This window comes from Flavisolibacter ginsengisoli DSM 18119 (assembly GCF_900129295.1).
Lineage (GTDB): Bacteria > Bacteroidota > Bacteroidia > Chitinophagales > Chitinophagaceae > Flavisolibacter > Flavisolibacter ginsengisoli.
Genome location: NZ_FQUU01000008.1, coordinates 22,671 through 35,221 on the forward strand (window position 1 = coordinate 22,671; position 12,551 = coordinate 35,221).

Below are 12,551 nucleotides of genomic sequence, written 5' to 3' on the forward strand. Positions count from 1 at the left end.
TAATAAAATTGAAAATTCACTTACCCCTTAATCCTAATTAATACCTGCTAACTGTAGGCTAACTTTCTTTAATGAACTGGAAATTATGGCCTCTTTTTCTATAATGCTTTCCGGTAATAAGATTACTGAAACAGCAGGGTCATTAAACCAGGATGCATTCTTTAATTTTTCAACATGGATCAGCCCCAGGAGATATTGCCTATTCTCGGTACTGTGAAATTCAGAGACCTGCTCAAAGTCCCATTTATTCACTTCTGACCAATCATTAAAACTTACAAACACCTTTAAATAATAGCTTGTTGTAATAGCATATTTTTCCTTTCGGTTCAATTTCTTATACTCATATTTATAATCATAGCTCAACGCAGAAATATCGCTTATTACAGCTGAGGAAGTTGGATACCTTCCGGCACCTTTACCGTACAAAAATTGCTTGTCTGCCAGTTTACTTTCAATGATTACTCCATTATACTCGTTCTTTACTCCATGTAATTGACTTTCTGCTTTTACAAATTGCGGAAGTACAAAAGCTGCCACTTTACCATTGGACAATTTATAGGCCTGTGCTGTTAATTTTACCTGGTATGCTTTTTCCTCGGCATAGCGTGTGTCAGTGGAATGCAAACGGGTGATCCCAAGATGTAATAATTCTTCGGGCCTTGTGATGATGCCATAAGCGTGTGCTAAAAGAATGGTCAATTTATTAGTAGCATCTTTCCCTTCCACATCAAGTGCCGGGTTGCTTTCGGCAAATCCTAATTGCTGGGCCTTTTGAAGCGCCTCGACATAAGTAAGTCCTTCATCTATGATCTTCGTGAGAATATAATTGGTAGAACCATTTACAATACCACAAATGCTTTGCAATAGATCATTATCATAGTATTCTTCAAGGTTTCTTATAATGGGAATACTGCCGCATACGGCTGCTTCATACAAAAAGGAAACTTCATTTTCTTCCTGTAACTGCAATAATTCAGGCAAGTGTTCAGCAATCATTTTTTTATTAGCGCTTACAACAGATTTCTTATTCTTCAGAGCTGTTCTTACGATAGTGAAGGCTTCTTTTGCGTCATCAATCAATTCCACAACAATGTCTATTCCCGGATCATTTAATATCTCATCATAGTCCGTTGTAAACAAAGCAGCAGGTGCATTCCTTTCTTTTTCTGCATGCTTGATACACACCTTTTTGATGAGCGCATTTAGAGAGGGGGTTTGGTGCAAAACTTTATAGATGCCTTCACCAACTACTCCAAATCCAAATAATCCTATCTGTAATACTTTATCGTGCTTCATGCTTTTCATTTAATTGTGTAAATACTTTAGATTTTATATTAGTAATACCAAGGAACGGAATGATCAAATCAGTGATCTTTTCAAATTCCAGCAAAAAACCATCATGCCCATAATGAGAATCAATAATCGCCAGCTCTGCTGAAGGAATATAGCTTGCAAGGAATTCCTGCTCAACAGGAGGAAATAAAATATCTGATTGTATACTGATCACCAAAGTCTTTGCCCTTACCTGTTGCAGTGCTGTCTCGATGGATTTCCTTCCCCTTCCTACATCGTGGGAATCCATGGATTTACTTAGAAAATAGTAGCTAAAGGCATTGAACCTTCTTGCGAGTTTATCGCCCTGGTGTTGCTGGTAGGTTTCAGCTTTATAAATCTCTTTACCTGGGGTTGATGCAGAAAGATTATGCACTCCTTGCTGCGATGTACCATAAGTATAATAATTCCTGTAAGATAATAAGGCTACAGCTCTTGCAACCTTCATCCCATTTATGCCGGCTAACTCATTCTTCTCTTTCCATGTGGGATCGCCTTCTATGCAAAACCGTTGTGTTGCATTGAAGGCTATCCCCCAGGGTGAATGCCTGGCATTGGTAGCAATGGGAATGATATGTTCAAATAAACCTGGTTCTTCAATGGCCCACTCCAGCAATTGCTGCCCCCCCATTGAGCCACCAAGGCCAACCTTAATCCTGTGTATACCCAATTCTGTTTTCAAATGTCCATAAGCCCTTATCATATCCCTTGTGGTAAAAGTGGGAAAATCATGATAATAGGGTTCATTTCCAGGAACATTAATATCGAGCGGAGAAATGCTGCCATAACAGCTTCCTGGCATGTTCACACAAACTATAAAATACTGTTGCGGATCAAATAAACATTGATCCCCTACCAAACCATACCACCACTCAGAGGGGTCACTGTTAGCAGTAAGCGCATGAAAGATCCATACAACATTATCTCCCTTATCATTTAAAGTACCAAGTGCTGTATACCCCAGATGGAATCCTGGTAATATTTCCCCGGACTCCAGGATAAATGCATCCTTATAGTAAAATGTTTTTGTCATATTAAAAAAGCAAGATGCATGAACTGCATCCTGCTTTATGCTTTTTTATCAGGCAAGCTCTTTTGAAAATACTTTTTGAAATGCTTGTTCCAGGTCGGCCTTGATATCTTCAATATGTTCCAGGCCAACGCTAATTCTTACCTGGTTTGGCGCTACTCCAGCCGTTTTCTGTTCTTCTTCACTAAGCTGCTCATGGGTAGTGGAAGCAGGGTGAATGGCAAGTGTTTTAGCATCGCCTAAATTGGCCAGATGGCTGACCAACTTCAGGTTATCAATGAGCTGGCTAGCTTTTTCCTTTTCACCTTTCACACCAAAGTTTAAAATACCACCGAATCCATTGGGAAGGTATTTCCTGGCCAGTTCATGATAAGCACTGCTTTTTAATCCAGGGTATTGAACAAATTCTACCAGGGGATGTTGTTCCAACCATTCTGCCAGGGCCTGTGCATTTTGCACATGCCTTTCAAGGCGTAGCGAAAGGGTTTCAAGACCCTGCAATAAAAGGAAGGAATTGAATGGGCTCTGGCTGGTTCCAAAATCACGTAAGCCTTCTACCCTTGCCCTTATGGCAAATGCAATATTCGGTAAGCCTAATGGATTTCCTTCACCAAATACATCCCAGAATTTTAAACCATGATAGCCCTCAGATGGCTCCGTGAATTGAGGGAATTTACCATTACCCCAATTATAATTACCACCGTCCACAATTACTCCGCCAATAGAGGTGCCATGCCCTCCAATCCATTTAGTAGCACTTTCCACTACTATATTGGCGCCCCACTCAAAGGGCTTGAATAAATAGCCTGCTGCACCAAAAGTATTATCAACTATAAGAGGCAGGTCATACTCTTTTGCAAGGTCAGCAAACTTTTGAAAGTCAGGAATATTTAACCTTGGGTTGCCAATAGTTTCCAGGTAGATAGCCTTTGTATTTTTATCTATCAGGGGTACAAAGCTTTCCACATCATCACCATTAGCAAACCGTGCTTCTATTCCAAGGCGCTTAAATGAAACCTTGAATTGGTTGTAGGTGCCTCCATACAAATAGGTTGTTGTAATGAAGTTGTCCCCTGATTGCAAAATATTTGTGAGTGCCAGGAACTGCGCTGCCTGTCCGGAACTGGTAGCTACCGCAGCTACACCGCCTTCCAAAGCAGCTATACGTTTTTCAAATACATCTGTCGTTGGGTTCATTATACGGGTGTATATATTACCAAACTCCTTTAGTCCAAAAAGGTTGGCAGCATGTTGTGCATTTTTAAACCCATATGAAGTAGTCTGGTAGATAGGTACTGCCCTTGAAAGTGTTGTAGGATCTATGTCCTGTCCGGCATGTAATTGAAGTGTTTCGAAGCGTAAGTTGCTCATAACTTTAATTTTTTAAGTGAGATGGATGAAGAAAATATAAGTAGCGTCGGGGAACGGCCCAATGGACCATAGATTATAGTATGCCTTGCGGCATACAACACATACAACAAGCTATGGAAAGCTTGCTTTTGTTTATGCTTGTATGTATTAATGTGTTCATGTAGACACTACAAATTTATACTAAATGATTTTTGATATTTAAATGGCTATTTGCTTTTTTTCTGTTAAAGAACTAACCCCTTCAGTATTGGAAAGTTGATTCAATGCCTGCTCAAGGTCAGCTATAAGGTCCTCTGCATCCTCAAGACCAACAGATAATCGCACAAGGCTATCAGCAACTCCTGCTGCCCTGCGTTTTGCTGCAGGTATTGATTTATGTGTCATGTTTGCCGGATGACACAAAAGGCTTTTTACTCCGCCCAGGCTTTCGGCAAGCTTGAACAGCTTTGTTGAGATTACCAATTTCACCGCTGCTTCTTCTGTATCGTTCTTTAAACTGAAAGAAACAATTCCTCCAAACCCCTTTGCCTGTTGTTTGGCAATTTCATGGTTGACATGTGATGGCAATCCAGGATAAAATACTTTATCGACAGCCAAATGTGCTTCCAGGTATTCAGCAACTAATTGAGCATTAGCGCAGTGTTGCTTTATACGAAGTGGCAGGGTTTCAATGCCACGAATAACCAGCCAGCTATCAAATGGAGAAAGAATTGCACCGCTTGCATTTTGAATGAACCGTATCTTTTCTCCCAACTCTTTTTCTTTAGTAACTACCAGCCCTGCAATCAGGTCGCTATGCCCCCCCAGGTATTTGGTGGCTGAATGAACTACAATATCTGCTCCCAGCGAAAGAGGTTTTTGCAGGGCGGGTGAAGCAAAAGTGTTATCCACACAAAGCCAACACCCTGAAGACTTCGCAATCCTGGCGATAGCTGCTATATCAGCAATCTTTAGTGTTGGATTGGTAGGCGTTTCAATCCAGATGAGCTTTGTCTTTGGTGTAATGGCATCAAAAACATTTTCTGCCTTTGTTGCATCAACATAGTTTACAGTAATTCCGAACTTTTGATAAACCTGGGTAAACAATCTGAAAGCACCTCCATAAATATCATCTACAGCTAATATCTCATCGCCAGATTGTAACAGTTTAATCACGGCATCTATCGCTGCAAGGCCGCTGCCAAATGCCGCTCCCACTTGTCCATCTTCCAGGTGTGCGATGAGGTCTTCCAATGCTGTGCGGGTAGGATTTCCGCTCCGTGCATAATCATAACCCTTATTCACACCAGGCGCTTCCTGTATAAAGGTGGAGGTCTGGTATATAGGCACTGAAATAGCGCCTGTTAATGGATCTACCGGAATGCTGTGAATGATGTCAGTTATATTGCTCATCTCTTTGGTTTTGTCCCTGCCAGGGAGATTAATAAATTTGTTTAAAGGGCTTACCAGGAAAGAGAGGGCAAGTGCTTATCGAAAAAGCTTATCCGGTGCCTAATGGGCACAAAAAAAGCTCTCCCGATAGATCAGAAGAGCTTATAATATTTTACAGTAGTAAATTTTAAAGCTATTATCTGACTTATCTGTCACGCAATCTTCCTGCGTGATGGAGTTGGCACCTTATTCTCATTTTTATCCAAACAGGTTGTATAAAAAAAAGAACAGGTTGTCAAGGCTTCAAAGGGCCATATCCCTCAGCCTTTCTTGATAAGTAAATTAAAAAAGAACTGCCGCAAAGATAATAGTGATTATTTCTAACAAGCAAATTTTTTTTAAATGTCTGCCTATAAAAGGCATCTCCTTTTCTTTCTTTCACTGGTATTTTTCTATATGCTAATGGTTTAGAGGCTATAACAATTCCTTGATTTTTCCCCAAAATGCTAAATGTTTTAGGAAGTACCGTTAATTTGTAAAAAAATACGAGGATGTCAGCCAATCATATAAAGTGCCCTAATTGCGGAAATGAATTTGATGTGCAAGAAGTGCTTTCTGCCGATGCAGAACAAAAGATAAGGCAGGAGTATGAAAAACAGCTTCAGCAATCCCGGAACCAGGTAAGCCTTGAAAAGAAAAAGCTTGAGGAAGATCAGAAGTTGTTTGAAGAAAAGCGAAGGAAAGAAAATGAATTGTTCCAACAAAGGTTGCAGGCGGAAAAACAAAAACTGGAAACTGAGATCAATCAGCAATTACGAAAAAGCATAGCCGCAGATTTCGAAAACCAGTTACGCCTGCTGCAGCAAAGTGCAAAAGATAATGAGGAAAAACTAAGGTCTGCCAGGTTGAAGGAAATGGAATACCTGCAAAAGGAAGAAGCACTCAAAATGAAAGAACAAGAAATAGAACTGGAAGCCAAACGTGCCATGCAAAAAGAGAGAGAAAGGCTTTCAGACGAGATCCGCAAGATGGAAGCGCAGAAAAATGAAGCCCGCGAACACGAATACCAGCTAAAGCTAAAAGAACTTGAAAAGCAACTGGATGATCAACGAAAGCTGGCAGATGAAATGAAAAGAAAGGCAGAACAAGGTTCCATGCAATTGCAGGGGGAAGTGCAGGAACTATTGCTGGAAGAGATATTGAAAGATCATTTTCCTTTTGATGGCATTGGTGAAGTGGGCAAAGGTGTAGAAGGAGCAGATTGTATCCAGGTTGTACGTAATCATCTTGGTCACGATTGCGGCAAGATCATTTTTGAAAGCAAACGCACCAAGTCATTCAATAATGGTTGGATAGAAAAGCTGAAAGCAGATATGCGCAATAAGCAGGCAGATGTGGCTATATTGGTAACACAGGCTTATCCAAAAGAAATGACCTGCTTCGGAGAAAAGGATGGTGTATGGATCTGTTCCTTCAGTGAAGTATTGGCGCTTACCAATGCACTCAGGCATACCATTATCCGCATTGCAGAAACAAAGAAAGCAGAAGAAAATAAGGGCGAGAAAATGCAGATGCTCTATGGTTACCTGACAGGCATAGAATTTCGCCAACAAATAGAAACAATTGTAGAAGGATTTCTTTCCATGAAAAACTCCATATCAAAAGAAAGGATACAAATGGAAAAGATATGGAAAGAAAGAGAAAAACAATTAGAAAGAGTATTGCTTAGCACATCCGGAATGTATGGTTCTATTAAAGGAATTGCAGGCGCTTCTATCGGCAACATTCCACTACTTGAGGATGGACTTGATGAAGAAGAAGAATCAGATCAGAAATTACTGGTAAAATAATACTATTTAGTACCGATACTTTTCCAGCATCAGGGTCAATATGGGAGACCTTTTGATGATTCAAAAACCTGTGCTTACCCAGGCAAGGCAAAGATCTTCAAATAAGTTATAATGAAGCGAAAGATCATAGCTTTCTTTTTCAATAAAACAGGCATTTATTGAACCTTTGACTTTAAGATCTGAAGGCAACAGCCTTATCTGGTCACTGAAATCCACATTCCCATAAGACCACCATTTAAATACTGCTTCTTTACAGGACCACATTAGGGTTAATGGAACAATGCTCTCCATACCCTTATGTTTCAAAAATTCCAGTTCCTCCCTGTGAAGGAATTTGTGTTTAATGCGCTCTACCTTCTGGGTTGGTATTTCAATGTCAACCCCTACCCTGCATTTTTCACTGACAATGACTGCCGCATAATCACCACAGTGTGATATGGAAAAGTGATAGATTTCATTTTCCAGGAAAGGTTTCCTGGTATCAGCAATGCGGATCAATTCCAGCGGAAATTCCGGGAATAGGTATTTTAGTAACCACCTGCCTGCCAGGTGTTGCAAGCGCTTATGCGGATGTGTAATTTCGCGCTGAAGGGGCACGGCTTTTAAAAAGAAATCTTCAGCCTCTTCCAACTTCCAAATGGCCAGCCTGGTGTATGTATCAATATCCTGTTGATAAAAAATGGGCATTGTTTCAAAAATCGCAAGTATTTTGCCTCAGTCAAAATTCAAATATAACTAGTCAAAAGTCAAAATATTCATGATCCTTTCAGATTCGCGCATTCTTGAAGAGATAGAAAAAGGAACCATCAAGCTGGACCCTTACCGCCGGGAATGCCTTGGAAGCAATAGCTATGATGTGCACCTTGGCCCATACCTGGCCACGTATAGGGAACACATACTGGATGCTAAAAAGCACAATGAGATCGAGCATTTTGAAATACCTGAAGAAGGATTTGTTTTATATCCTCATATTTTTTACCTGGGAGTAACAGAGGAATATACAGAGACACACGCCCATGTACCATTTCTTGAAGGCAAATCATCAACCGGCCGCCTTGGCATCGATATCCACGCCACTGCAGGCAAAGGCGATGTGGGCTTTTGCGGACACTGGACGCTGGAGATATCTGTAAAACAACCAGTAAAGGTATATCGTGGTATGCCAGTAGGCCAATTGATCTATTTCCCTGTTGACGGTGAAATATTGGTTAGCTACAACCAGAAAGCTAATGCCAAATACAGCGGCCAGCCTAAAACACCGGTGGAAAGCATGATGTGGAAGAATAAGTTTTGAGTTAGACAATAGACATAGTAAAAAATCACAAAGTTGGCTGGTTAACAGGTTGAAAAGTTGATAAGAGAGGGTTCACTTCAACTTCCTCAATAATCCTCTTAATTCCTGTTATTCATGGTTCTCTCCTTCATCATTCGACATTCCTTGTTCGACATTCAATATTCCCATCCTTCTCCCTATCTAAGGCAAGGGAAAGCCCTACCTGCAGTATAGATACTGCGTGATCACCACGCAGTATCTATACCGGAGCTATACAGTTGATGGGAAGTTGATAGGAAGAAGATAAGGGTGAAACCGATAGCTGGAAAACAGAAATTAATAGAAATGCTTATTGAATGATTACCAGGCCAACCGGCAGGTATTGAAACAGGATATTAAGTTAATTGAAGGAAATCAAAGGGCCTGGGCGCCATATTTCTTCATATAAGCTATTAACCAGGCTACCACTTCGTTATAAGTAGCTTTTCCTTTTGGCTGGTTGTTCATCTTAAGGTAGCTGTCGTAAAAGTCTGACATAAAAGGCTCAACTACATTGCGGCTGTTATAAATATATTCCAGGTAGGTTTTATAATCCTTTTTGAATTGGGGATGAACAGACAGGCGGAGTTCTTTAAATCGGGTGGTATCAAACCGAACCAACTCTCTTATGGCATAGGTATAAGCATCATAATAGGCTGAATACCTGAATTCCAGGTTGTTTGACTCTCTGCCAGCCAGAAATGCCACCATATTTGCTTCATTTTCTTTGGCATACCCCAACTGGTGGGCTATCTCATGACAAAGAATAAATGGTTTAATAAATGCCGGCACAGTGGTCTTCACCTGTGCTTCACCGGAAAAGGGATTGTAGTAGCCAGTAAATCCAAAATACTGGCCTACATGCGAATACAGGGAACCTTTTATAGAAGCAGACTGGTAACTTAAATAGGGATATTGTTCTTTGATCTTGTCATAAACTGCCACGCCTTCCCTGAACAAAAAGGAATTGTCATCAAGATGAAGTCTTTTCAAAGAGTCAACACCCATGGCATAACCATTCAGTTTTACCTGGAGGGACAATGCCAGCTCGTAAACATCATTTGCAGTATAATTTTCAACCTTTAAACCTAACTGGTGTTCTATACCCTGCCTGTTGTAATTCAATCCCCAAAACACATTAAACACGATATAGATCCATAAAACAAGCCTGATATATTTTTTAAAAAGCACCCGGGAAAGGTATTCCTGGAGTTGTTTTTTTGCCAGCAAACTAATCAACTTCCATGTTTTCCACACCAGCCATATGAATGCTGCCAGGTAGAAAATATCCCCTATACTAACCGGGATCCATCCAAATAGGGATCTTAATAATCGTGAGAACAAGGGATAAAAACCATAAGTATAGTATTGTTCCACCAATGCTTCCTTCACAGAAAATAGCTTGATAACAATAGCAATAAAGAGAAGTATTAGTAACTTTCTGTCCCTCAGTAGACTTTTCAACATGTTTTTATAGGCAGATTCGTTAAAATCTTTAAGCAAAATACTGCTTTTCAGCCTATTTCCTTTACCTTTGCGACCCTGAAATAAATCCCGGGCAATTGCCCTGGAGAGGTCTTAAAATCTGGATCATGAGTAACAGGAGGGAATATGAGATTGCTTTTGTGGGTTTGAAACCAGGTATTCACGAATTCAGTTATGAGATTTCAGACAGGTTCTTTGAAGATTATGGGGTTCAGGATTTCCAACAAGTGCAAGCCAATGTAAAATTAAGGCTGGAAAAGAATAACAGCTTTTTGATACTACGCTTTGAAATTGGCGGTAAGGCTGATGTGACATGCGACCGTTGTAACAACGAGCTACCGCTTCAGTTGTTTGATGAGTTTACTGTTACAGTGAAGATGGTGGAAGAACCTGATTTGATGAATGACCAGGAAGAAGATCCGGATGTTTATTACATTTCCCGTGGTGAAAGCCACCTATATGTAAAAGACTGGATATATGAATTCATCAACCTTAGCATACCCATGCAAAAGACCTGCGAATATGAGAATATGGACGGTCCTTATTGCAATGCAGCAGCAAGGGAATTGCTGAATGGATTAAAACCCAAAGAAGCACCCAAGGAAAATCCTTTATGGAAAGGATTAGAAAAATTTAAATCGCCACCAGCAGGTGAAGGAGCAGGAAACGAGAGTTGACCTGGCCAAAACTGCAGGGTGAAGCAGAACAAAAGAAGAGTATTAGCTCTGAAGGAAACGAAGGAGCAAATGGCTGAATAAACTTGTTGCAGTACAAGTGAGTGACACAAGGAACGGTGAGGAAAGAACCAAAAGCTGGTAACAAAAAAATTATTGAACGCTTTTAATTATTAGTTATGCCAAATCCCAAACGCAGACATTCGCAGCAGAGAAGTGCCAAGCGTAGAACACATTATAAGGCTGTAGCAGCTACACTTACTACCGACAAGGCTACCGGCGAAACACATGTTCGTCACCGCGCACATGTAAGTGAAGGTAAATTGTACTACAAAGGACAAGTAGTTGCAGAAACTTCCCCGATTAAGAAGTAATCGAAATCTTTTTTACAGAATCCATCTTCCGCTGATTGGCGGGAGCATGGATTTTTTATTTTTGGATACGAATGAAGATAGGAATTGACATGATGGGTGGCGATTTTGCCCCCCTTGAAGCAATTAAGGGTATTCAACACTATGTAGAGGAAGGCAATGCACACCTGGTTTTGATAGGCGACGAAGACAAGATCACTCCCCTGCTGTCTGAATATAATATTCCCGGTGAAAGATATACAGTGGTGCATGCACCACAGGTGATTGGTATGCACGAACATCCTACCAGGGCATTAAAAGAAAAACAACAGTCATCAATAGCCGTAGGATTTCATTTGCTGGCTTCCGGCAAAATGGATGCTTTTATCAGCGCCGGTAATACTGGTGCCATGCTGGTTGGCTCTTTATATTCCCTGAAACCTATAGAAGGCGTTTTAAGACCTACTATTTCTACTATCATTCCTAAAGAAAATGGCAGCACCGGGCTTTTGCTTGATGTAGGTCTGAATTCTGATTGTAAACCTGAGCAGTTAAACCAGTTTGCGGTAATGGGAACTGTATATGCACAACAGATATTGGGCATTGACAATCCACGTGTAGCCCTGTTGAATATTGGAGAAGAAGAAGGGAAAGGTAATTTGCTGGCACAGGCCACCTACCCCCTGCTGAAGGAAAACAAGCACATCAATTTCATTGGTAATGTAGAAGGTCGGGATGTATTAATAGATAAAGCTGATATTATAGTGTGTGATGGTTTCTCTGGTAATATCATTTTGAAATTGGCTGAAAGTTTATTTGAGATAACAGGACGTAAGGAAATTCATCATGAATATTTCGACCGTTTCAACTTTGAGAATTATGGTGGTACACCTGTGTTGGGTATATCAAAACCTGTGATCATTGGTCATGGGATCAGCAAAGGCAAGGCATTTAAAAATATGATTGTAGTTGCGCAGAAGATGATAGAGAAAGATGTGATGGAAAAATTGCATACAGAGTTAATAAATTAAAAAATTAAAAGGAAGATTTTTTGGCAGCAATAGTGAACGCCCTTATTTTTGCACTCCCAATTACGAAATGATCTCGTAGCTCAGTTGGTAGAGCAATACACTTTTAATGTATGGGCCCTGGGTTCGAGTCCCAGCGGGATCACAAACAACAGATCAAACTTGCAAAAAGTCGCTTAGAATGAAAATTTTAAGCGGCTTTTTTGCTTTTAGTAGTAAAAAGTTGATCAAAATGTTCCACTCTGCAGGTTGGCAATTCGGTTAGCACCGAAACACTATAAATTCCCTTACCGGGTAATGAAGTCACAGACATTAATAATCACCAGGCCATTATGAAAGCAAAACCCCAATGCCATAGAGAACTTGGGGCCAGAGACGTGATCATTATTGCAGAATAAGATCTACGCTCATATTCAAAACCAGCATTTAAAAAACAATCTTTATAAATCTGTGCTCTGAATTACTAAAACTATTCAGGCATTTTACATTATTTGGCTACATCTTATTTATCCTCTAAAGTCCCGTAAAATGACATTTGTGTTGCAATAAATCCAGTGGTACATATTGGTTACGATTCCTTTTCCTTTAAAAAGATCTTCAAACTCAAGGAACTTTGTCTCGCCTGGATGTCAGTATTGATGTAGATTCAGAATTGAAAACCTAAGTTAGATGTGGCATATACAAAGACTACAGGTTCTCAAAAACCTCATTTTGAATACAACGCTTCTTTATCTTCAAACATGCAAAA

The 12,551-nt window shown here is 40.2% G+C and carries 11 protein-coding genes, 1 tRNA gene and 1 riboswitch; of the genes, 6 read left to right on the forward strand and 6 right to left on the reverse strand.

Going from position 1 to position 12,551, the window contains the following annotated elements; translation table 11 throughout:
- Positions 1 to 33 precede the first annotated feature (33 nt).
- From BUA53_RS10465 to BUA53_RS10480, 4 genes are all read right to left on the reverse strand, one after another.
- Positions 34 to 1,296, reverse strand: a complete 1,263-nt coding sequence (locus BUA53_RS10465; RefSeq protein WP_072835452.1) for a homoserine dehydrogenase — start codon at positions 1,294 to 1,296, stop codon at positions 34 to 36.
- Complete coding sequence (locus BUA53_RS10470; protein ID WP_072835328.1) at positions 1,283 to 2,365, reverse strand: homoserine O-acetyltransferase family protein; 1,083 nt, start codon at positions 2,363 to 2,365, stop codon at positions 1,283 to 1,285. The genes BUA53_RS10465 and BUA53_RS10470 overlap by 14 nt, the downstream gene beginning before the upstream one ends.
- A gap of 48 nt (positions 2,366 to 2,413) precedes the next feature.
- The gene (locus BUA53_RS10475; RefSeq protein WP_072835329.1) at positions 2,414 to 3,733 is read right to left on the reverse strand and encodes an O-acetylhomoserine aminocarboxypropyltransferase/cysteine synthase family protein; all 1,320 of its coding nucleotides are present in this window, start codon (positions 3,731 to 3,733) and stop codon (positions 2,414 to 2,416) included.
- 198 nt (positions 3,734 to 3,931) lie between these two features.
- Positions 3,932 to 5,125, reverse strand: coding sequence for a trans-sulfuration enzyme family protein (locus tag BUA53_RS10480; protein ID WP_072835330.1), 1,194 nt, complete (start codon positions 5,123 to 5,125; stop codon positions 3,932 to 3,934).
- Between the two features lie 181 nt (positions 5,126 to 5,306).
- Positions 5,307 to 5,444: riboswitch (SAM riboswitch) on the reverse strand.
- A 211-nt stretch (positions 5,445 to 5,655) separates the two neighbouring features.
- Here BUA53_RS10480 and BUA53_RS10485 point away from each other — a divergent pair.
- Positions 5,656 to 6,954 carry a DUF2130 domain-containing protein gene (locus BUA53_RS10485; RefSeq protein WP_072835331.1) on the forward strand — a complete coding sequence of 433 codons (1,299 nt, stop codon included), beginning with the start codon at positions 5,656 to 5,658 and terminating at the stop codon, positions 6,952 to 6,954.
- Between the two features lie 60 nt (positions 6,955 to 7,014).
- Here BUA53_RS10485 and BUA53_RS10490 read toward each other — a convergent pair whose 3' ends face one another.
- Positions 7,015 to 7,641: a 4'-phosphopantetheinyl transferase family protein gene (locus tag BUA53_RS10490; protein ID WP_072835332.1), complete on the reverse strand. Its 627-nt coding sequence runs from the start codon at positions 7,639 to 7,641 to the stop codon at positions 7,015 to 7,017.
- 70 nt (positions 7,642 to 7,711) lie between these two features.
- Here BUA53_RS10490 and dcd point away from each other — a divergent pair, with 70 nt between their 5' ends.
- Complete coding sequence (gene dcd, locus BUA53_RS10495) at positions 7,712 to 8,248, forward strand: dCTP deaminase (RefSeq protein WP_072835333.1); 537 nt, start codon at positions 7,712 to 7,714, stop codon at positions 8,246 to 8,248.
- A 393-nt stretch (positions 8,249 to 8,641) separates the two neighbouring features.
- Here dcd and BUA53_RS10500 read toward each other — a convergent pair whose 3' ends face one another.
- Complete coding sequence (locus BUA53_RS10500) at positions 8,642 to 9,733, reverse strand: DUF3810 domain-containing protein (protein ID WP_072835334.1); 1,092 nt, start codon at positions 9,731 to 9,733, stop codon at positions 8,642 to 8,644.
- 125 nt (positions 9,734 to 9,858) lie between these two features.
- Here BUA53_RS10500 and BUA53_RS10505 point away from each other — a divergent pair, with 125 nt between their 5' ends.
- From BUA53_RS10505 to BUA53_RS10520, 4 genes are all read left to right on the forward strand, one after another.
- Positions 9,859 to 10,428 carry a YceD family protein gene (locus tag BUA53_RS10505; RefSeq protein WP_072835335.1) on the forward strand — a complete coding sequence of 190 codons (570 nt, stop codon included), beginning with the start codon at positions 9,859 to 9,861 and terminating at the stop codon, positions 10,426 to 10,428.
- Positions 10,429 to 10,604: 176 nt separating this feature from the next.
- Positions 10,605 to 10,799, forward strand: coding sequence for a 50S ribosomal protein L32 (gene rpmF, locus BUA53_RS10510; protein WP_072835336.1), 195 nt, complete (start codon positions 10,605 to 10,607; stop codon positions 10,797 to 10,799).
- A 71-nt stretch (positions 10,800 to 10,870) separates the two neighbouring features.
- Positions 10,871 to 11,806 carry a phosphate acyltransferase PlsX gene (gene plsX / locus BUA53_RS10515; RefSeq protein WP_072835453.1) on the forward strand — a complete coding sequence of 312 codons (936 nt, stop codon included), beginning with the start codon at positions 10,871 to 10,873 and terminating at the stop codon, positions 11,804 to 11,806.
- A 69-nt stretch (positions 11,807 to 11,875) separates the two neighbouring features.
- Positions 11,876 to 11,948: transfer RNA gene (locus tag BUA53_RS10520), tRNA-Lys, on the forward strand.
- Positions 11,949 to 12,551 lie beyond the last annotated feature (603 nt).

What these genes read in the sequence shown, in the direction of transcription:
- BUA53_RS10485 (WP_072835331.1), top strand. Translation starts at nt 5,656, where the DNA reads ATGTCAGCCAATCATATAAAGTGCCCTAATTGCGGAAATGAATTTGAT.
- rpmF (WP_072835336.1), top strand. Translation starts at nt 10,605, where the DNA reads ATGCCAAATCCCAAACGCAGACATTCGCAGCAGAGAAGTGCCAAGCGT.
- BUA53_RS10505 (WP_072835335.1), top strand. Translation starts at nt 9,859, where the DNA reads ATGAGTAACAGGAGGGAATATGAGATTGCTTTTGTGGGTTTGAAACCA.
- BUA53_RS10480 (WP_072835330.1), bottom strand. Translation starts at nt 5,125, where the DNA reads ATGAGCAATATAACTGACATCATTCACAGCATTCCGGTAGATCCATTA.
- BUA53_RS10475 (WP_072835329.1), bottom strand. Translation starts at nt 3,733, where the DNA reads ATGAGCAACTTACGCTTCGAAACACTTCAATTACATGCCGGACAGGAC.
- BUA53_RS10490 (WP_072835332.1), bottom strand. Translation starts at nt 7,641, where the DNA reads ATGCCCATTTTTTATCAACAGGATATTGATACATACACCAGGCTGGCC.
- BUA53_RS10465 (WP_072835452.1), bottom strand. Translation starts at nt 1,296, where the DNA reads ATGAAGCACGATAAAGTATTACAGATAGGATTATTTGGATTTGGAGTA.
- plsX (WP_072835453.1), top strand. Translation starts at nt 10,871, where the DNA reads ATGAAGATAGGAATTGACATGATGGGTGGCGATTTTGCCCCCCTTGAA.
- dcd (WP_072835333.1), top strand. Translation starts at nt 7,712, where the DNA reads ATGATCCTTTCAGATTCGCGCATTCTTGAAGAGATAGAAAAAGGAACC.
- BUA53_RS10500 (WP_072835334.1), bottom strand. Translation starts at nt 9,733, where the DNA reads ATGTTGAAAAGTCTACTGAGGGACAGAAAGTTACTAATACTTCTCTTT.
- BUA53_RS10470 (WP_072835328.1), bottom strand. Translation starts at nt 2,365, where the DNA reads ATGACAAAAACATTTTACTATAAGGATGCATTTATCCTGGAGTCCGGG.